Annotated in this window: 15 protein-coding genes; 10 read left to right on the top strand and 5 right to left on the bottom strand. The window is 72.6% G+C overall.

Annotated elements, in window-relative coordinates:
- Positions 1 to 3: 3 nt before the first annotated feature.
- The 4 genes from ABD361_RS05615 (at position 4) to ABD361_RS05600 (ending at position 6,555) form a co-directional block, all read left to right on the top strand.
- Positions 4 to 573 (top strand): hypothetical protein, encoded by a 570-nt coding sequence (locus ABD361_RS05615; RefSeq protein ID WP_344433595.1) that lies wholly within the window; start codon positions 4 to 6, stop codon positions 571 to 573.
- A 376-nt stretch (positions 574 to 949) separates the two neighbouring features.
- The gene (locus tag ABD361_RS05610; RefSeq protein WP_344433593.1) at positions 950 to 1,435 is read left to right on the top strand and encodes a hypothetical protein; all 486 of its coding nucleotides are present in this window, start codon (positions 950 to 952) and stop codon (positions 1,433 to 1,435) included.
- A 57-nt stretch (positions 1,436 to 1,492) separates the two neighbouring features.
- On the top strand, positions 1,493 to 3,097 hold the full coding sequence (locus ABD361_RS05605) for a S1 family peptidase (RefSeq protein WP_344433592.1): 1,605 nt from the start codon (positions 1,493 to 1,495) through the stop codon (positions 3,095 to 3,097).
- Between the two features lie 62 nt (positions 3,098 to 3,159).
- A complete protein-coding gene (locus tag ABD361_RS05600; RefSeq protein WP_344433591.1) occupies positions 3,160 to 6,555 on the top strand; it encodes a hypothetical protein in 3,396 nt (1,131 codons plus the stop codon).
- Here ABD361_RS05600 and ABD361_RS05595 read toward each other — a convergent pair.
- Positions 6,533 to 7,561: a hypothetical protein gene (locus ABD361_RS05595; RefSeq protein ID WP_344433590.1), complete on the bottom strand. Its 1,029-nt coding sequence runs from the start codon at positions 7,559 to 7,561 to the stop codon at positions 6,533 to 6,535. The two genes, ABD361_RS05600 and ABD361_RS05595, sit on opposite strands and share 23 nt — an antisense overlap.
- 51 nt (positions 7,562 to 7,612) lie before the next feature.
- Positions 7,613 to 8,131 (bottom strand): hypothetical protein, encoded by a 519-nt coding sequence (locus ABD361_RS05590; RefSeq protein ID WP_344433589.1) that lies wholly within the window; start codon positions 8,129 to 8,131, stop codon positions 7,613 to 7,615.
- 215 nt (positions 8,132 to 8,346) lie between these two features.
- Between ABD361_RS05590 and ABD361_RS05585 the strand changes: the two genes are divergently transcribed.
- The gene (locus ABD361_RS05585; RefSeq protein WP_344433588.1) at positions 8,347 to 8,769 is read left to right on the top strand and encodes a YchJ family protein; all 423 of its coding nucleotides are present in this window, start codon (positions 8,347 to 8,349) and stop codon (positions 8,767 to 8,769) included.
- On the opposite strand, the gene ABD361_RS05580 is transcribed toward ABD361_RS05585, so the two are convergent.
- Together ABD361_RS05580 and ABD361_RS05575 are read right to left on the bottom strand one after the other, a co-directional pair.
- A complete protein-coding gene (locus ABD361_RS05580; protein WP_344433587.1) occupies positions 8,714 to 9,994 on the bottom strand; it encodes a hypothetical protein in 1,281 nt (426 codons plus the stop codon). The two genes, ABD361_RS05585 and ABD361_RS05580, sit on opposite strands and share 56 nt — an antisense overlap.
- Positions 9,995 to 10,113: 119 nt before the next feature.
- The gene (locus ABD361_RS05575) at positions 10,114 to 10,563 is read right to left on the bottom strand and encodes a GNAT family N-acetyltransferase (protein ID WP_344433586.1); all 450 of its coding nucleotides are present in this window, start codon (positions 10,561 to 10,563) and stop codon (positions 10,114 to 10,116) included.
- Between the two features lie 125 nt (positions 10,564 to 10,688).
- On the opposite strand from ABD361_RS05575, the gene ABD361_RS05570 reads away from it, so the two are divergent.
- Positions 10,689 to 11,054, top strand: coding sequence for a DUF6355 family natural product biosynthesis protein (locus ABD361_RS05570; protein ID WP_344433585.1), 366 nt, complete (start codon positions 10,689 to 10,691; stop codon positions 11,052 to 11,054).
- A 63-nt stretch (positions 11,055 to 11,117) separates the two neighbouring features.
- On the opposite strand, the gene ABD361_RS05565 is transcribed toward ABD361_RS05570, so the two are convergent.
- Positions 11,118 to 12,026, bottom strand: coding sequence for a carbohydrate-binding protein (locus ABD361_RS05565; protein WP_344433584.1), 909 nt, complete (start codon positions 12,024 to 12,026; stop codon positions 11,118 to 11,120).
- A 905-nt stretch (positions 12,027 to 12,931) separates the two neighbouring features.
- Here ABD361_RS05565 and ABD361_RS05560 point away from each other — a divergent pair.
- From ABD361_RS05560 to ABD361_RS05545, 4 genes are all read left to right on the top strand, one after another.
- The gene (locus ABD361_RS05560; RefSeq protein WP_344433583.1) at positions 12,932 to 15,094 is read left to right on the top strand and encodes a hypothetical protein; all 2,163 of its coding nucleotides are present in this window, start codon (positions 12,932 to 12,934) and stop codon (positions 15,092 to 15,094) included.
- Positions 15,095 to 15,162: 68 nt separating this feature from the next.
- Positions 15,163 to 16,680 (top strand): GT4 family glycosyltransferase PelF, encoded by a 1,518-nt coding sequence (gene pelF / locus ABD361_RS05555; RefSeq protein WP_344433582.1) that lies wholly within the window; start codon positions 15,163 to 15,165, stop codon positions 16,678 to 16,680.
- Positions 16,677 to 18,128, top strand: a complete 1,452-nt coding sequence (locus tag ABD361_RS05550; protein WP_344433581.1) for a hypothetical protein — start codon at positions 16,677 to 16,679, stop codon at positions 18,126 to 18,128. Before pelF ends, ABD361_RS05550 begins: the two co-directional genes overlap by 4 nt.
- Positions 18,129 to 18,194: 66 nt before the next feature.
- Positions 18,195 to 19,196: an SDR family NAD(P)-dependent oxidoreductase gene (locus tag ABD361_RS05545; protein WP_344433580.1), complete on the top strand. Its 1,002-nt coding sequence runs from the start codon at positions 18,195 to 18,197 to the stop codon at positions 19,194 to 19,196.
- Positions 19,197 to 19,264: the final 68 nt, after the last annotated feature.

The raw sequence follows: 19,264 nt of genomic DNA, 5'->3' as shown, positions 1-19,264 counted from the left end.
ACCGTGATCTCCAAGGAACGCGCCGTCGAGCTCATCGAGTCCTTCCTGGCCAGAGAACTGCCGACGCAGCCATGGAGGGGGTCCGCCCCTACGCCGGACGTCTACCACGTGGAGGAACGCGCGGTCGGCTGGCTCGTCTTCTGGCGCTCGGCGGAGCAGGCCCGGGCCCGTGACGTGCGCGGCAGCTTCGTCGGCGGCCACTACCTGGTGGACCGGCACGATGGGAGCATCCACTACGTGCCCGCTGTCGGGTGGGAGGACGAGGGCTGGGAGGAGCAGTACCTCCTGCAGACCAAGGGCATCGGACCGCGTGATCCACTGGCCTCCTCTGTGCGCGCGCTCGTCCACTCCGTAGGCGTCGCGGCCGCGATGAGCCACCTGCGCAAGCAGGCCCCGCGACTGAGCCTGCAGGAAGCAAAGGCCTACGTCACGACCGTTCAGGACGGCGCCGAACCACCGGAGGAGCTGGCAAGCCTGACCCGGAAGGAGACGAAATGGCCGCCTCTGCCGATCGAAACGCTCGCTGGTCCGGTCCAGCGGGCTGAACGGCGTGACGCCGGGGATGCCTCATAAGGCATCCCCGCCACCTTTACAGCGCACGACATTCGCTTGTGATGAACCCCCGTACCACCACAGCGGGCTGCATGGCTGCGCAGCACGCCCAGTCCACCGGGCGGCACATGCAGAACGCAAGGTTTTCCCTGTTTCCTACCGGCATCGGAAACAGGGCAACCCGCGCTCGCCCACACGGCAACCCCTGGGGAGAGCGGCCGGCGCCGTCGATCATCTGTGCAGGTCAGCGCCCGTTTCCCGCTTCCTTCGGCGCCGGGAAACCGGTAAACCCATTGACCGGCAAAAACCTTGGAACGAGTCTTCGGTCGGCGAGTGCATCCCTCATCGACACACTCGCTCTCCTTGCATCTACCCACAAGAGGACGGAAGCCGATCGATGAAGTTGCTTCCCCGTCTGTTCACCACCGGGGTGGTCGTTGCCGCGGCGATGAGCGGCTACACACCCGCGGTGGCCGCGGACGCCTTTCCCCACGGCGTGGAGGATTTCGAATACCCACAGGCCGACAAGATCTTCAAGGAACGTGGCATCAAGCTGAAGCGTGGCGACGGCCACGTGGTGCTCGCCACCTGTGACAGCCGCCCAGGGCTGGTCGAGGTGTACGCACGGGGCATGCAGACGACGGACACGGTCGGGCAGGGGAAGTTCTGCTTTCGCATCACCGGCACGTCCGGCTACCTGAGTCTGGAACTGCCGTCCGTCTACGGCGCCAAGGGGAACGACTATGCCGTTCGACTCAATATGGTGGCGGCGAACCAGGAGAAGTCCTTCGATCTCGAGAAGGACAAGTGGACCGGCGTCGGCGAGACGAGTGACCCTCAAGGCCGTGAGTTCGCTCTCCTCGAGATCGTGGCCAAGAAGTAATCCGCCGTTCCCACGGCTCCACGAAAATCACGGTCCCACGAGGAATAAGGAACGTTCATGTCCGAAAACAGTACGCGCGCCACGTGGATAGCAGGCCTCCTCGCCACGTCCGTCGCGGCGGGCATCCTGTACGGAACCCAGGCGCAGGCCGTCGTCGGTGACGAGGCCCGGGACGGGCAGTACCAGTTCACAGCCAAGCTCGACATCGGCAGCGGTAAGCGCGCCTGCACCGGGGCGCTCGTCGAGAGCCAGTGGGTGCTCACAGCCGCCAGCTGCTTCGCGGACGACCCCTCGCAGGGGTTCCGCATCACCGGCGGGGTACCCAAGCAGAAGACGACCGTCACGGTCGGCCGCACAAGTCTGTCCGGTACGGGCGGATCCATGGTCGGAGCGATCGAGCTCGTGCCGCGCGGCGATCGCGACCTGGTCATGGTCAAGCTCGCCAAGCCCGTATCCGGGGTCTCTCCCCTGGCCGTGGCCACCGACGAGCCCCGACAGGGCGAGGACCTGCGCACCGCCGGTTACGGCCGCACCAAGGACGAATGGGCCCCCGACCGCCTGCACTCCGCCTCCTTCACCGTCTCCTCCACGTCCACCGCCTCCCTCGATCTCGAGGGCAAGGGCGCGGACACCGCCTTGTGCAAGGGTGACGCCGGCTCCCCCCTCTTCCGGGAGAAGGGCGGCAAGGCCGAACTCGCCGCAGTCAACTCGGCCTTCCAGCAGGGCGGCTGCTGGGGCTCCGAGGCCGGCGAAACGCGCAGGAACGCCAGAAGCACCCGCGTGGACGACGTCGCCGACTGGGTCCAGGCCACTGCGGCTCGCGACCTGCTCTCCCGGGCGGACTGGAAGAACGCCGCGTACACCGCGTCCGGCCACTTCACCGGCCCTGCCGGCGGCAAGCGCTCCATGGACCTGTTCGTCGTCTGGAAGGACGGCTCGGCCAGCCTGTACCAGGGCTCCAGGAGCGGTGACCCCAAGACGCCCTTCTCCGCCGAGATCCCGATCGCCAAGGCGGACAGCATGTGGAAGTACGCACGGGCGATCACCGGCGGTGAATTCGCCGGTGACGGCACGGACGGGCTCTTCGTCCGTTGGAAGGACGGCGAGGTGACGGAGTACACCCATCTCGACGAGAAGGGCGTCCACGGCGAGAAGACCCTGCAGAAGGGTGAGAAGGACAACCCCAACCCCTTCTGGAAGAACGCCCGGTTGATCACTGCCGGGCGGTTCACGAGCAACGACCAGCGTGACGACGTGCTGGTGCTGTGGGAGAACGGGTCCACTTCGATGTACACCGATGTCCACAGCAAGGGGCTCAGCGGCCACGAGCAGTTGACCGAAGCGACGAAGTCCTGGGAGAACGCGGCGCAGATCAGTGCCGGGGACTTCACCGGTAAGAAGACGTCCGACCTGCTCATCCAGTGGCAGGACGGCGAGACGAGCCTCTTCCCCGGCGTCGACGCCAAGGGCTACCACGGCCGCACCAAGATCCGTGACGCCGGCTCGGCCTGGAAGAACATGCAGACCGTCACCACCGGCTCCTTCGCCAATGACAACAGTAAGGTCAACGACATCCTCATCAGCTGGAACAACGGCAACCTGGGCATCTTCCCCGCCGTCGACGCGGCCGGCACCCACGGCGGCATCGAACTCGTGAGCTGACGCGGCCCGGGGGTGCGGCGGCAGGTCGAGCCACGCATCCGGCCGAAAGGCGCGCCCCCGTCGTGTTCGCGAAGGTGCTGCCCCGCCAACTTGGCGAAATTCGAGGGGATACGATGAAGAAAAGACCGTTATTACAGCAGCGCCATTCATGGCGCCGGCACCCCGGGCTCACCGGGCTGGCGTCCCTGACGCTGGCGGTGATGGTGTTCGGCACCACCGTGGCCCAGGCCGTGCCGGCCGAACCGGACGGCCCCGCTCTGGCAGCGGATGCACGCGCACAGGTGGTCGAGGCCTGGAACCTCGGGGGAACCTCGACCAAGGAAGCCGCTGCGAAGGCCCTGGTCGGTTCGGACACCGACATCACAGCCTTCCTTCGGCAGGGCCTCGACCGGGCGCGGGCCGAGGACGAACGATTCGCTGTTCTGAAAATGTTGAGCTCGGCCGGAGCCGGTGTTCGCGAGGCCGCCTCGAAGGCTCTGAGCGGTTCCGATGCCGATATCCACGCATTCGTCGAGTCCGGCTACAAGGCCCCTTTGGACGACGATCGGCGTGTCCAGGTCCTGACCGCGATGAACAACGGGGACGACGCGGTTCGCAAGGCCGGTCAACAGGCCCTCGACGAGGGCTCTGCCAAAGCGCTGCAGGAATTCCTCGACAACGGCTGGGGCAAGGCCCAGGAGGAGGACGACCGGGTCGAGCTCCTGAAGGTCATGCAGGCCGGCGGCCCCGAGGTGAAGAAACAGGCGCAGCGCGCGTTGAACGGCTCGGCACAGGACGTCGCGGAGTTCTTGGAGGCCGGGCAGCACCTGGCTCGTGCACGCGACCAGGAGTCCTTGACGGTCGCACAGCTCGCCCGTGTGGCGGACGAGGCGGGCAAGCGGGCCAAGCGCGAGACCGACGCCGCGAAGGAGGCGTCGACGCGGGCTGAGGAGGCGTCGAAAAAGGCCAAGGAAGCCGCTCAGAAGGCCGCCAAGGAAAGCGCGGCCGCCAAAAACGATCTCCAGCGCGTCGGACAGGCCGCCAATCGCGCCGCCGCGGCGGCATCGGGCGCTGCGGAAGCGGCTCGCACGGCGATCCAGGCTGCCAATACGGCCATTGCCGCTGCTCGCACGGCTGCCGAAGCGGCTCAGGCTGCTGCTGCGGCAGCGGCAGCGGCAGCCGAGGCGGCCGCACGCGCCTATTCGGCCGCCTCCAGGGCCGCGGGCGACGCGAGCGAGGCAGCAGCGGCGCGGCAGGCCGCCAGTGCCGCACGCGATGCGGCGAGCGGAGCCCGTACCGCCGCCGATGCCGCCCTGCACGCGGCCGATGCCAGTGCCGAGGCAGGCAGGGCGGGCGCCGCCGCTGCCCGGGCCGCACAGAACGCAGCGGATTCGGCAGGTGCCGCAGCAGAAGCCGGCAGCGCGGCGGGCGAGGCCACCGAGCAGTCCCGACGGGCACGCGAAGCCGCCGACATCGCCCGCAATGCCGCAGGCGAGGCCACTGAGGCCGCCGGCAGGGCGCAGTCCCTCGCCGACCAGGCCGCCTCTGCCGCGCGCGACGCGCACAAGGCCGCCAACAGCGCTGCCGGGCACGCCGACCGAGCCGCCAAGGCCGCGGACGAGGCTGCCGCCCAGGCAGGCAAGTCCCAGGACGCGGCGAACAAGGCCACGCTGCACGCCAACGCCGCCATCGAGGCCGCCGGCACGGCGTCCGAGGCCGTCGCGCAGGCCCAGAAGGTCGAGAAGCTCGCCCGCGAAACCGAGAAGGTCGCCCTCGCAGCGGACATGAAGTCCGGTATCGAGGAGGCCAAAGCGCTCGGCAAGGCCGACCAGGACACACGAGACTGGTCGGACCGGCTGCAGAAGCGGGCGGGTGCCACCGAGGAGGCGGCCAGGCAACTGCTCGCCAAGGCCGCAGCACCGGGCACCGACACCAGGACGGCAGCCGAACTGGGCCGGAAGGCCGCTGTCAATCTCCTGGGAAGCACCGGCGTCTGGACACGAGCTGCAGCCGAGAACGCCCTTTCCGGGACCGACACCGCCGTTGTCCGCTGGGTGACGTCGGAGTACCAGCGCGCCGTACAACTGGACGACCGGGACAAAGTCCTGCTCCTCGCACAGGTGGGCAGCCCGGCTCTGGCCGAGGCGGCTCTCAAGGTACTGAAGAGCGGCGACCCCGGGCAGGTGGAGAAGTTCCTCGCCGAAGGCTCGTACGACGTTCAGGTCGACGACTATCGGGTCCAGGTCCTCAAACTCATGAAGGGTGCGGGCAAGAGCGTCAAGGAAGCCGGGAATGCCGCATTGAGCAAGGGCAACGCCAAGGCTCTCAACGCCTTCCTGGTGGATGGGTACCGAGATGCCCTGGTCGAGGACGACCGGGCCGAGACCCTGGCCGTCATGAACAGCGGCGGGCCCAACGTGAAGGCTGCGGCCCAGATCGCGATGGCCGGCCCCGCCTCGTTGCAGCACGACTTCGTCACGCGTGTCCAGTTCAAGGCGGCACAACGGGACCAGGACACGGCGACCCACGTGGCCTCCGTGCGCGCCCTGATCGCCAACGCAGCCCGCAGTGCGGCCGTCGCGAACCAGAACGCAGCCCTGGCGTACGAGGTGGCGGCAAAGGCCCGCAGCAAGGCTCAGGAAGCGATGCAGTGGGCCGACAAGGCGAAGGCTTCGGCGAAAGAGGCGAAGGGCTACGCCGACGAAGCGCAGAAGAAGGCCCGAGAGGCCGACGACTCGGCCGTCTCGGCTGCGGATTCCGCCCAGAAGGCCAAGAACGCCGCAGCCACGGCTCGCCAGGCAAGCCGCCAGGCCAACTATTCGGCCAACCAGGCTGCCGCGTCCGCCGGACGGGCCGTCGATTCGGCGACCGGTGCACAGGAAGCTGCTGCCGACGCGAGGACGTCCGCCGTCAGCGCGGGCAAGAGCTCCGAGGCGGCCTCTCAAGCCGCAGACGAGGCCTGGGGCATCACCGCGAAGAAGTACTACGAGGAGCAGGTAGCTGCCGTAACCAAGGCGTTGCAGGACGCGCTGGACAACGTCAAGAAGGGGATCGACCCCGCCGATGACCCCAAGAACGACGACGTGGCGGAACCCGGCAAGGACTCCGACTCGGGAAACGACCACTCGACCGCGAAGATATGGGTCAAGCGCCTCCGCTCCATCAGTGGATACGCGTCAAGCCTGGCGACCGTTGCAGGACGCGTTCCGTCGGGGATCCCTTACGTCTCCACAGGTGCGAAAGTCACCCAGAGGACTGCCCAGTTCGTCAATCTCGGTTCTCAACTCACAGCAGAAGGACTGGACATCTACGCCCATGGCTACTTCGACGGTTGGAGCACCGAGGCCTTCGTCAAGGGGGTCTACGACTTCGTCGCGCCGGACAGCATCCTTTTCCGGAAGCCGAACAAGAAGGTACGGGTCGTCCGGCGAGTCGTAGAAGGCGCCTATTCCGGGGTCAAGAGGTTCTTCGACTGGTGAGCAATCCCTCCGGCACCGGGATCCGCCACAGGGAGGTGGGTCTGTCCTCGTCGCCCTCGTGGGATTCGAAGGCGATCCAGCGGCCGTCCGGGGACCAGCTGGGGGCGCCGTCGTAGGTGGTGTCGTTCCTGGTGATCCGGACGGGGGTGCCGGAGCCGTCGGCGCGGGTGGCGAAGATCTGGGGCTGCTCCAGGCCGCCGGCCGTCGAGGAGAACACCACCCACCGCCCGTCGGGCGACCAGCTGGGGTCGGTGTGCTCCCCGGGGGCGGAGGTGATGCGGCGCAGTCCGGTGCCGTCCGCGCCGACGGTGTACAGCGCCCATGCGCCGCCGTCCGTCGCGCGCCGCTGGAAGACCAGGCGGTCGCCGGTGGGCGACCAGTTGGGCTGGCGGTTGTCGGTGCCGGTGGCGGGTCCGTCCAGGAGCTTGGTGGCGCCGGTGCCGTCGCGGCGCACCTTCCACAGGGAGCCGCGCCGGCGCGGGTCGCTCTCGTCGCTCTCCTGGAAGACCAGCCAGCGGCCGTCCGGGGAGAAGCTGGGCTCCAGGTAGCCGGAGGAGCCGTCGTGGGCGGTGATGCGGGTGGGGCGGCCGCCGGGGCGCAGGACCCACACCTCGTCCGGGCCGCCGGCGCGGTCGGAGGCGAAGGCGACCTCGCCGGAGCGGTTCCAGCTGGCGCCGGGCAGGTTGACGGCGGCCCGGTCGTCCTCGTCGAGCAGGGTGCCGGGCTTCTTCGGGTCTTTGGTCGCGCCGTGGGCGTCCAGCGGCAGGACGCGCAGGGCGGCGGCGCCCTCGTTGTAGCCGCCGTGGAAGACGGTGAACAGCAGGGAGCGGCCGTCCGGGGAGAAGGCGGGGTTCTGGGCGCTGGCCTTGGCGCCGCCGCGGAAGAGCAGGCGGGCGCCGTCGTCGCGCGGCGCGGGTGCGGGCCCGGAGCCGGAGTCGGAGCAGGCGGTGGGCAGGAGGGCGAGGGCGAGGCCGAGCAAGGCCGCGGCCAGGGGTCGTCTGCGCACCGGCCCGACCGTAGCCGAGCCGGACGCAGCGGAACAGAGGTACGACCCGCCCTACACCGGCACCGGTAGGGGCAGGGGCGCCGCGCCGGTGAGGAGTTTGGGCACGGAGGTCAGCAGGGCCTGCAGGTCGGCGACCACCTTGGGGACCAGGGCGGTGACCTTGGCGACGTCCTTGGCCTGGACGGCCGCGAGCAGGTCGGTGAGGTCCTTGACGAGGGTGTCGACCTGCGCCTTGACGTCGGAGACCGGGTCGCCGGCGGCGTCCCGCGCCGCGCGGGCGCGGACGTCGGCGAGGAGCCGGCCGGCGGAGGTGCCCAGCTGCCGGTGCAGGTCGCGCAGGAGGGCGAGGTCGGGGTGGGCGGTGCGGCACTCGTCGACGATGCGCGAGCCGAGCCGGAGCGTGTCGTCGAGGTTGCCGGTGGCGTCGGCCGGGGTGGCGGGCCGGGGTGCCTCTTCCCGCAGGACGGGGCGGGGTCGCCCGTCGGCGGCGAGGGCGGGGCCGGTGAGTCCCAGGGCCAGCGAGCCGCACACGACGGCCGCGGATATGGAGGTGAGCAGGGTGGTGCGCATGCGAACGGGCTCCCTTCGTCACCCCCCTTGGGCGTCCCCGACGGGGGACGGCACCACCGTCCGCCGCAGGGCGGGCAGGCGCAACCGCTCGGCCGTGTGGGCGAACGCGGCGCGGCGGGCGCCGGCACACCTGGTGAGCTGGGAATTCACCGGAAAGGACAGGGCCGGGCGGGGCCGGATGGCCCTGCGTCCGAAAGGGTAGGCAGAATCGGGGGGTGTCCAGAAGAAAAGCTGGCAACCGCCAGCAGCCGGCGGTGCTCGCCACCTCGCCCTGTCCCTGCGGCAGGCAGCAGACGTACGCGCAGTGCTGCGGCGCGTTCCACAGCGGGAGCGCGGCGGCGCCCACCGCCGAGCGTCTGATGCGCTCGCGCTACAGCGCCTTCGTCGCCCTCGACGGCGCGTATCTGTTGCGCACGTGGCACTCCGCGACGCGGCCGCGCACCCTCGACTTCGATCCCGACATCCGCTGGACGGGGCTGGAGGTCCTCTCCGCCACCGGTGGCAGCGCCTTCCACCAGGACGGGACGGTGGAGTTCCGCGCCCACTACGAGCTGCACGGCGAGGCCGGGTCGCAGCACGAGCTCAGCCGCTTCGTGCGCCAGGACGGTGCGTGGGTGTACGTGGACGCGGTGGAGTGAGCGCGCCGAGCAGCGCGAGTTCGCGGCTGCCGTGTTCGACCATGAGCCGCAGCGTCCGGTCCGCGCCGGGGGCCAGTGGCTCCAGGCTGCGGCCGTCGGGGGCGAGGCGCCGCAGGGTGGCGGCGATGCGCCGGCGGGCCTCGGCGTAGGGCAGGTGGCGCTGGGCCGCGGTCAGTTCGCCGAGCTCCGTCCAGGCGCCCAGGGCGGCCAGGACGGTGCGGACGGCCCGCATCTCGGCGCGCAGCTGCGGCTGCAGGAGGCTGTCGTGGGCGAGGGGTCCGGCGGCGACGCCGGCCGCTTCGCGTACGTAGCGGTCGAGCAGCAGGTGCAGCACGGCGCCGGGCGGGGGCGGGGGGTGGCCGGTGGCGGCGAGCACCCGGCCGAGCCGGGCCGTGAGCAGCCGCCCGGCGGGGGTGAGGCCGTCGCGGGCGGTGGTGGTGAGCCGGTCGCCGAGGTGGTGGGCGCGCTCGTACGCCGCGCGGCCGTCGGTGCCGCGCAGGGTGTGCAGGACGGCGAGGTGGACGTACCCGTGGAGGGCCGTCACCGCGCGGGCGGTGTCCCAGTGGCCGGCCTCGCACAGCCCGGGCGGCTCCCAGGGGGCGTCGACGGTGGCGCGCGCGGCGCGGGGCACGGTGAGGGGGTGGGCCTCGGCCACGTCGGCCAGTTTCTGCCGCAGAGCCTCGTCCAGCAGTCGTGCGGCGGCGGTCGCCGGGTCGCCGAGCGCGGCCCGTTCGACGAAGGCGGCGCCGGGTACGTACGGCCCGTCGGGCTCGGCGGCGACCGCGACCAGGCGGACGTGGCGCACGGCGCCGTCCCATACGCGCGGCAGGGTCGTGCGCAGCGTCCGCGCGGCATCGCGCAGCGCGGCGCGTTCGCGGGGCCCGGGCACGCACAGGGTGCGCTCGGCCAGGGCGGGCAGGTGCTCGTCGGGGCCGCGCCGCAGGCCCCACACCCGGGGCCCGGCCGCCGGCGCCGTCCCCGCCACGGTGTGCAGCACCTGTGGGGGCAGCGCGCCGCGCAGGGCGGCGCGCACGAGGGGGTCGGCGAGGACGCGCCAGCGTTCCTCGGTGTCCAGGGGCGCGACCGCGGCCAGCAGCATGCGGCCTTCGGGCGCGCCGGCGGCGAGTCCGCGCTCGATGTCTTGCCGTACGTGGTGCCGCGCCTGTCCACTGTCCCCGAAGGGCCGTCCCCATGCGAGAACGGCGTCGAACCCCTGCTCGTCCAAGGCAGCCTCGCTCCCGCACATCGCCGGTCCCGGGCCTGCGGTCCGCCAGGAACGTTGACACCATGTGTCATCGCGGTCAACGCGCGGTTCCGGCCGGATCCGGGGCCGGGGCCGGGCCGTCACCCGACGGCGAAGTGCAACTCCGGGCGGGCCCAGGTGACCTGAGGCGGCCTGGGCGGCACCGTACCCGTGCGGCGGGCGCCGAGGCGGCGGTAGAAGGCTTCGGCGGGCGGATGGGATACCACGCGGACGGTGCTCAGGCCGGCTTCGGCGGCCTGAGCGAGCATGTGGCCGATGAGGAGCCGGCCGACGCCCGCCCCCTGGGCGTCGTCGGAGACGAAGGCCAGGTCGAGTTCCGGCGGGTCGAGGACGAGCGCGTAGAAGCCCAGCAGGCGGTCGGTGGCGTCGACGGCGGTGAAGACCCGGTGCCGGGCTATGTAGTCGGCCGTCACGCGGTAGCCGGAGATGATCGAGGAGTACGGTCCCCGGTAGGCGCCCGACTCCCGGACCAGCCCGGTGAGGGCTGCAGCGTCCCGTGCGGTGGCACGCTTGATCGTTGCCTGGTGCATCCGCGGAGTATAGGCGGCCACCAGGGCTTCGAGGGTCGTCGAACGGGGTGGCCGGGGCGGCCGGGCCGGGCGCAGCCTGGCGGGGCGGGGCGGGAAGCGAACTCCCCGCGGACAAGGAGCAGATCATGAGCAACGACATGTCCTTCGCCACCCGGCGCCCCCGGCGCCGGCGCCTCGGCGCCCTGGCGGGTGTGGTGCTGGCCGGCGCGCTGACCTGTGCGGGGGTCACGGCCCCGGCGCGTGCGAGCGCCCCTGCCGCCGTGCAGTTGGCCGGTTGCGGCTGGAACAACCCCAGCGGGGAGCACCCGTACTACGAGCACTGCGCGACGAACACGAACGTCTGGATCCAGGTCACGCGGTGGGCCCGTGGCAAGTACCACCGCTGTGTGGGGCCGGGCCGGACGGTCCTGGACTTCGACGCGACGGGCGCCTGGTACGACAGCACCTATCAGGGCGGGCTGTGCGCCCACCCCGGTGACACCGGGCCCTGAGCCGCACCCGGGACGCGCAGGCGGCCGGCGCACCGCGCCGGCCGCCTCGTGGTGCGGGCGGGGCTACTGGCGGACGGTCCAGTGGTCGTTGGCGCCGGCCTGGAGGAACTTCAGCGGCGGGCAGAGGAAGTCGCGGCCGTCGGGGCGGGGTTCGGTCCAGGGGGCGTCGGCCGGGCTCGCGGCCTTCCAGGTGCCGTGGTCGCGCAGCCGGACGGCGCTGCTGTCGAAGACGGTGCGGCGCGCCTCGGTGCAGTAGTAGCCGACGCCGGTGGCGGGGTCGGTGCTGGCGTAGATCTCGAACATGTCCCAGCCGTGGTCGAGTGCGCTGAGGTCGTTGCCGGACTGCCGGTACAGCAGGCTCCAGGCGGCGGTGCGGTGGTTGTACAGGTAGGCCGACCAGCGGTTGGTCGCGGCGTCCTCCAGGATCATCTGCACGCTGTAGGCGCGGGTGCCGCCGGGGGCGGCGGTGGTGTAGGCGGCCAGGAAGTCGGCGTCGACGGGCAGGACCTTGGCGGGGCCGCCGGGGCTGCTGCACCAGTCCCAGGCCCAGATCTCGTTGCCGCTGTTCCAGTAGGCGGTGACGACCTCCATGCAGGACTTCTGGGCCTTGGTGGTGGGCGCGTAGGTGAAGTTGTCGGGGTCGGAGACCTTGTAGGCGGGGTCGACGGTGTGGGTGGCGGTGATGCCGTCGTGCGTGCCGGGCCGGGGGAAGACGCCCCACCAGTTGTGGGTGAGGTCGGCGTCGGGGGCTGCGGTGCGGGCGGCGCGGCGGCCGTCGGCGAAGGCGCGCACCGCGCGGTCGCGGCCGGGTGCGTGCCCGGGCGTGCGGGCCCCGGTGACCACGCCGTGGTGCGGCGCGTCGGGCGAGGGGGTCCGCGCGGGGCCGGGGGTGCCGGCGGTGGCGGGGGCGGGGACGAGCGCGGCCAGTGCGGTGAGCAGGACGGCGGCGAGGGTGATGCGGTGTCTGTTCACGTCTCCTCCAGGGCCGTTGGGCCCGTGGTCGGGGGGTGGGAGGACGTGCCTCACATCAAGCAAGGGAATGTCCATGACAATCTCGCCGGTGCCCTGGAGTGTCAAGAAACACAGGCGCCCCCTTCGCCCCTGACGCACACCCGACCGTTCGCCGCGGCTTTTCCGGGCGGCCGGGCAACCAAAGCCCTCGCGTTCCCGTCTGATGGACAGGCGGCACTCCACGCCCGGCGGGCAGGTCCGGCATCAGGCCCGGTGAGGGCTCCGGACGGCCCTGCGGACCCGTCGTCGCACATCCCGGTCACGACCGGGCGGACGCCGCCACAGCCCCCAAAACGGACAGCCGAGTTCCGGCCGATCTGGTGACGCCGTACGGCCCCTGGGGCGAATGTTCCGACGCCCGCCGTACACCCGTTCAAGGGCGTTGTATACAGGAGTTGACACAGGTCACGTCCGTCATGGGCACCGGCCCTGCCGCCCCGGCTCCGCCCGCGCCCCCGCGCACGGTGGGTGCGGTTTCGGCCAGGTGCCGCCGGCGGCCGCCGGGCACCTGCTCAGTGCACCCCGCACGACCTGCGGGCATGGCGCACTATATGGCTGAGCGGTCGGGGGGCCGCCTACGCCTCCCGCGACCGGGGTGTGCGCGTGCCCCGGCAGGCCGCGTCGACGCCGCACGCCCCCGGCTCAGGGCGGGCGGCGCGGAACGGGACGTGCGCGCCCGTTCCTCGGGGAGAGCACAGGGGAGAGCACATACGGCCGGGGTGGGGAGTCCGGCCGTCCGGTGGGGGCCGATCGGTGTTCCAGTTCAAGGTGCGGGACGTTCGAGGATTCCTGTCCCGCGCACACGTCATTCGTCCGGACGGCGGCGCACCCCACGCGCGGCTTCGTCCTTGGGGGGTAGTAAGCGCATGGGGCGTACAACCCGGCGGCTCGCGGCGTGGTCCGCGGCCGCACTGCTGGCGATGACGCTGCCGCAGGGCAGCGCGAGCGCGGCGGAACCGGCACCCCGCGTCGACCTGCGACTGCTGGTCGTCGACGACGGCGGCCCCGCCGTGCAGGCGATACGTGCCGAACTGGACACGGCCGGCACGCCGTACACACCGCTCGTCCTCGACGACGCGAAGCGGGCGCGCGTCGACGCGGGCTTCCTCAGTGACACCGTCGACGGCCGGCCCAGAGCGAAGTTCCAGGGCGTGGTGCTGCCCAACGACAATCCCTTCGGGGCCGGTTCGGCCGAGATGACGGCCCTCGCCGACTACGAGAAACGATTCGGCATCCGCCAGGTCGACGCCTATACCTATGCCCGCCCGGCCGTGGGTCTGAACACCCCCCAGGACGGCGGCTACGCCGGCCCGCTGGACGGGCGGACCGCCCAGGTGACGCCGGCGGGGGCCACCGGTCCCTTCGGCTACCTCAAGGGAAACGTTCCTTTCGAGGACAACGACCCGGCCGTGAACGAGAGCTACGGCTACGTCGCGACCCCCCTGGAACACCAGGCGGACGGTGCGACCTTCACCCCGTACGTCGACGCCGCGGTGCCCGGCGGCTCCGGGCGCGGCTCGCTCATCGGCCGCTACGACCACGACGGGCGCAGCGAACTGGTGGTCACCTTCGTGGCCAACCGCTACCAGACGCAGTTCCGCCTCGTCGCGCGCGGCATCGTCGAGTGGGTCACCCAGGGCGTCCACCTGGGCGCCGCCCGCAACTACTTCGGCGTCCACGTCGACGACGTCTTCGCCTCCGACGACCGCTGGGACACCAAGCTCAAGTGCACCCCCGGTGACGTCGACTGCCCCGGCAACCCCAGCCCCGAGAGCCCGTCGCTGCGGATGACGGCGGCCGACGCGCAGTACGCCCGGCAGTGGTCGCAGTCCCACGGCCTGACCCTGGACCTGGCCTACAACGGCGTCGGCAGCGAGGAGTACCGGGCCGACCACGGCGGCGCGCCCGACCCGCTGCTGCAGCAGCTGCTGGCCGACCAGAAGTCGTTCCGCTGGATCAACCACACCTACACCCACGCCTTCCTCGGCTGCGTGCAGAACACCACCGTCGTGCCCTGGAAGTGCGCCACCGACCTGCTGGGCCGGGTGCGCTGGACCGACGCCGCGACGATCGGCTACCAGGTCAACCAGAACCTGGCCTGGGCCGCCGGCAACAAGCTCGCGGTCGACCGGGACGAGCTGGTCACCGGTGAGCACTCGGGCCTGAAGACCCTGCCGCAGCAGCCCGACGACAACCCCAACCTCGCCCCCGTCCTGGCCGCCTCCGGCGTCGGCTGGATCGGCAGCGACACCTCCCGCGAACCGGGCCAGCGCCCGGTCGGCGGCGCGCTGACGGTGCCCCGGTACCCGATGAACGTGTACTACAACGTGGGCACGGCCGCCGAGCAGACCGACGAGTACAACTGGCTGTACACCAAGAAGGCCGACGGCGGCAGCGGCACCTGCGAGAAGTACCCCGAGACGACCACCTGCCTGAAGAAGCCGCTGGACGTCAAGACGGGCTTCGCCTCCTACATCGCGCCGCTGGAGGCGCGCATCGCCCTCGGCCACGTCCTCGCCAACGACCCGCGGCCGCACTTCATGCACCAGTCCAACCTCTCCGAGGAGCGCATCGGCTACACGGTGCTGGAGAAGGTCCTCGCCGACTACAACGGCCTGTTCGCCGCCGACACCCCGCTGGTGAACCTGCGGATGAAGGACATCGGCAGCGAGCTGACCCGCCGCGCCGCGTGGAACGCCGCGCTCGCCGCGGGCAAGGTCACCGCCTACCGCACCGGCACCGCCGTCACCGTCGACGCGCCCGCCGGAGTGCAGGTCAGCGCGACGCTGCCCGCCGGCACCACGCAGAACGGCACCGCCTTCGGCACCGCCTACGCCGGCGCCCGCTCCGGCTGGACGGCCCCCGCGGCCGGCGGCCGCGCCGACTTCACGCTGCCCGCCCAGGCCGCCGCGCCGCGCCTGCAGTCCGCCAGGGCCGCCCGCGTCCAGGCCCCGGCGCCCGCCGCCCGGGTGCCCCAGGGCGTCAGCCACCCGGTGGCGTACGGTCCGGGCGAGTCCGCCCGGCGCTGAGACCGGCCCGGAAGTTCCGTGCTGAACCACTCCACGTCCCACCGTCTACCGGAGAGATTCGACCTTTCATGCACGGACCGACAGCCGGGCCGGCCTCGGCCGCGCCCTCGGTGACCCTGCTCACCGAGGGGACCTACCCGCACAGCCACGGCGGGGTCAGCGTGTGGTGCGACCAACTCGTCCAGGGCATGCCGGACATCGACTTCCGCGTCATCGCGGTGACCGGCACCGGCCGCGAGTCGCTCGCCTGGCAGCTGCCCGGCCACGTCCGGGCGGTGCAGGCGCTCCCCCTGTGGGGGCCGCCACCGCCCGGGCGGGCGCCGCGGGGACGCGCGCTGCGCCGCTTCCTGACCGCCTACGAGCAGTTCCTGCTCGCCCTGCTGGACCCGGCCCACGCACACCACTTCTCCCGCAGCTTCCACCGGCTGGCCGAGTACGCGAGCGGCGGCACGCTCTTCCCCGCCCTGCGCGGCGAGGCCGCGGCCCGCCTGCTGGCCCGCCTGTGGAACCGCCCGCACCTGGCGACGGCCGCCGCCCGGCCCACGCTCCACGACGCGCTCGCCGCCACCGACCTGCTCGAACACGCCCTGCGCCCGCTCGCCGCCGAGGTGCCGGCCGAGGGCATCACCCACGCCGTCAGCGGGGGCCTCGCCACCCTGCCCGGGCTGGTCGCCCACCACCGCCACGGCACCCCCTTCCTGCTCACCGAGCACGGCATCTACCTGCGCGAGCGCTACCTGGGCTTCCGGGCCGAGCCCTACCGCTGGCCGGTCAAGGCCCTGATGCTCGGGCTGTTCCGGCTGCTGGCGATCGAGGGCTACCGCTGCGCGGCCCTGGTCACCCCCGGCAACCGCTACAACCGCCGCTGGGAGGAGCACGGCGGCACCCCGCCCGAGCGCATCCGCACCGTCTACAACGGCGTGGACCCCACCGCCTTCCCGCCCGCCGGGCCGGAGCCGGAGGTGCCCACGCTCAGCTGGGCCGGCCGGGTCGACCCCATCAAGGGCCTGGAGACCCTCATCCGCGCCTTCGCGCTGGTGCGGGCCGAGGTGCCCGAGGCCCGGCTGCGCCTGTTCGGCGGCACCCCGCGCGGCGGGGAGGGCTACCGCACCGCCTGCGAGGCGCTGGCCGCCGAGCTCGGGGTGGGCGGGGCGGTGGTCTTCGAGGGCCGGGTGGAGGACATCCGCGACGCCTACGCCGCCGGGAACGTGGTGATGCTCTCCAGCATCAGCGAGGGCTTCCCCTTCACCCTGATCGAGGCGATGTCCTGCGGCCGCGCCACCGTCTCCACCGACGTCGGCGGGGTGCGGGAGGCGGTGGGCGAGTGCGGCCTGGTCGTCCCGCCGCGGGATCCTAAGGCCATGGCCCGGGCGGCCCTGGACCTCCTGCGGGACCCGGAGCGGCGCGCGCGGATGGGCGAGGCGGCGCGGCTGCGGGTGATCGAGCAGTTCACCCTGCGCCAGACCATCGACGCCTTCCGCGCCATCTACCACGACCTGTCCGGCCCGAACCGGCCGGAGTCCGTAGGCGTCCCGGTCCACGAGCCCGTACCGGCCCTGGCCATGGCCGCCGGGGGTGCCGGATGAGCGGACTGCTGCGCCTGGTGCCCGGCGAGGGGGACCCCGTGCCGCTCGCGGCCGGCCCCCCGCCGGGCCGGTCGCGGCCGCGCTGGGCGGCCGACCCGATAGCCGAACTGGCCCGCGAGATGGCCGAGGTGTGCGCCGCGGCCGTGCACCCCGACGAGATAGCCGCCGTCCTGGAGGCCGGCGGCCTGACGGGGGAGCAGATAGCCGAGCGCTACGGCCGGCGCGACGCCTTCGAGCTGGCCACCGAGCTCTTCGCCCTCGTCCCGCGCGCCCATCCCGAGCCCGGTCCGCGGCCCGACCCGTGGCGGGTGTCCCCCGGCCGGTTCGGCCTGCGTTCGGTCGTCTTCACCCTGCCGGGCCTCGGCTACGCGCTCGGCTCGCCGCTGCCCGACGGACCCCACGAGCGCTTCGGGCAGCCCGCCGGCACCTCGGCCCTGGTGGCCTCCGCCCTGGTGGCCTGGGCCCTGAACCAGGCCCTGGCCCACCGCGCGTACGTGCGCCTGGCCGCCGGCGGAAGGGCGGCGGCCGCCCGCCGCCTGGCCGCCGGCGCCCCGCTCGCCGCGGCGCTGGCCGCCGCCGCGGCCCTGGCCCTGGCCGCGCCCGCGCGGACGGCGGCCTTCGCCGCGGGCCAGGCGCTGTACCTGGCGGCGGCCACCGTCCTGCTCGTCCTGGGGCACGAACGGCTGCTGCTGCTCGCGCTGCTGCCGACCGCGGCCGGCGGCGCGGCCCTGCTCGTGACCGACCCGCCGGCCGTGGTGGGCACCTGCCTGCTGCTGGCCACCACCGGCGGGGCACTGGCCGGCGCCGGGTGGCAGACGGTACGGGCCCTGCGCGGCGAGAAGGCACCGGCCGGTGTCCCGGCGCCGCCGCTGCACGCGTCCGTGCCGTACGGCCTGTTCGGGTTGGGCTGCGGGGTGCTGACGGTCATCGCCGCGCTCGGCGGGAACGTGGCCGACCACACGGCGAACCCGGCGAGCGGGCCGTCGGTGATCTCCCTGACCCTGAGCATGGGCGCCGCCGAATGGCTGCTGTACCGCTGCCGGGGCCGGGCCCTTGCGGCGCTGGGCGCGGTGACCACGCCGGCCGGCCTGCTGGGGCGGGCGGCACGGGTGCTGGCCGGGTGCGTGGGCGCCTACCTCGCCGTCCTGACCGCCCTGGTCGGGGTCGTCGGGGCGCTGTGGCCCGGCGGCGCACCGCCCACCGGGGCCGCCCTCGCCGCGCTGCTCGCACTCGGCGCGGTGCTGTGGACCGGGCTGCTGCTGCAGGCGTACGGCGCCGCCTGGTTGCCGGCCCTGCTGTGTACGGGCGCGGCCGCCGCCGAGGCGGCCGCGCTGGCGCCGGGGCCGCCCTCGCCGCTCGCCGGGCGGCTGATCGCCGGCGGCTGCGCGGCGGTGGTGCTGCTGGCGGTGGCCGCCGCCCGCCTCGGCCGGATCACCACCCACCGCTAGCGCGCCTGCGACCGCCGACCCCTGAACCTTCGATCGCTCGATCCTTCGATCCCGAGGAGACCGCTCGTGTCCGCACCGACTGTCGTCGCCGTCACCGGCGCCGAAGGCTTCATCGGCTCGCATCTGGTGGAGGCGCTCGTCGCCGACGGCCACCGGGTCCGGGCGATGGTGCAGTACAACTCCTTCTCGTCCTTCGGCTGGCTGGAGACGCTGCCGCAGGACGTCCTCGACCACGTGGAGATCGTCCTCGGCGACGTCCGCGACCCCGGCTCCGTACAGGGGCTGGTGACCGGCGCCGAGGTCGTCTACCACCTGGCCGCACTGATCGCCATCCCCTACTCGTACCGCGCCCCGCACAGTTACGTGGAGACCAACGTCACCGGCACCCTCAACGTCCTGGAGGCCGTACGCCACCTGGGCATCCCGCGCCTGGTGCACACCTCCACCAGCGAGACCTACGGCACCGCGCAGACCGTGCCCATCAATGAGGACCACCCGATCAACACGCAGTCGCCGTACGCCGCCTCCAAGGCCGGCGGCGACCGGCTGGCGGACAGCTACCACGCGAGCTTCGGCCTGCCGGTGGTCACGCTGCGGCCCTTCAACACCTTCGGGCCGCGGCAGTCGATGCGCGCGGTGATCCCCACCGTCATCGGGCAGGTGGCCGCGGGACAGCACACCATCACCCTCGGCGACCTGCGCCCCACGCGCGACTTCAGTTTCGTCAAGGACACCGTGGCCGCCTTCCGCGCGGTGGGCACCGCCCCCGCCGAGGCCGTGCTCGGGCGCACCTTCAACTCCGGCACCGGCGAGGAGATCTCGGTCGGCGACCTGGTCGCCCTCATCGGCAAGATCATGGACGCCGAGCTCGACGTGCGGGAGGACAGCGCCCGGGTGCGCCCGGCCGCCTCCGAGGTGATGCGTCTGGTCTGCGACTCCTCCCGGCTGCGGGCCGCCACCGGCTGGGCGCCGGCGCACACCCTGGAGCAGGGGCTCGCGCAGACCGTCGACTTCTTCCGCGACCCCGCCAACCTCTCCCGCTACAAGACCGGCATCTACAACGTCTGACGTTCTCGGCCCACCCACGCCGCACCACAACCGTGTGCCGCCCGCGGGGCGGCACAAGAGAGGAACGG

Source organism: Streptomyces luteosporeus (assembly GCF_039532865.1).
Classification (GTDB): domain Bacteria; phylum Actinomycetota; class Actinomycetes; order Streptomycetales; family Streptomycetaceae; genus Streptomyces; species Streptomyces luteosporeus.
Note: the sequence above shows the minus strand (reverse complement) of the source record. Positions and strands in the feature narration are given on the sequence as shown.

Bases quoted from the DNA above. Each gene is read 5' to 3' on its own strand.
- ABD361_RS05590 (WP_344433589.1), bottom strand. From the start codon at position 8,131: ATGCGCACCACCCTGCTCACCTCCATATCCGCGGCCGTCGTGTGCGGC.
- ABD361_RS05550 (WP_344433581.1), top strand. From the start codon at position 16,677: ATGAGCGGACTGCTGCGCCTGGTGCCCGGCGAGGGGGACCCCGTGCCG.
- ABD361_RS05570 (WP_344433585.1), top strand. From the start codon at position 10,689: ATGAGCAACGACATGTCCTTCGCCACCCGGCGCCCCCGGCGCCGGCGC.
- pelF (WP_344433582.1), top strand. From the start codon at position 15,163: ATGCACGGACCGACAGCCGGGCCGGCCTCGGCCGCGCCCTCGGTGACC.
- ABD361_RS05605 (WP_344433592.1), top strand. From the start codon at position 1,493: ATGTCCGAAAACAGTACGCGCGCCACGTGGATAGCAGGCCTCCTCGCC.
- ABD361_RS05560 (WP_344433583.1), top strand. From the start codon at position 12,932: ATGGGGCGTACAACCCGGCGGCTCGCGGCGTGGTCCGCGGCCGCACTG.
- ABD361_RS05610 (WP_344433593.1), top strand. From the start codon at position 950: ATGAAGTTGCTTCCCCGTCTGTTCACCACCGGGGTGGTCGTTGCCGCG.
- ABD361_RS05575 (WP_344433586.1), bottom strand. From the start codon at position 10,563: ATGCACCAGGCAACGATCAAGCGTGCCACCGCACGGGACGCTGCAGCC.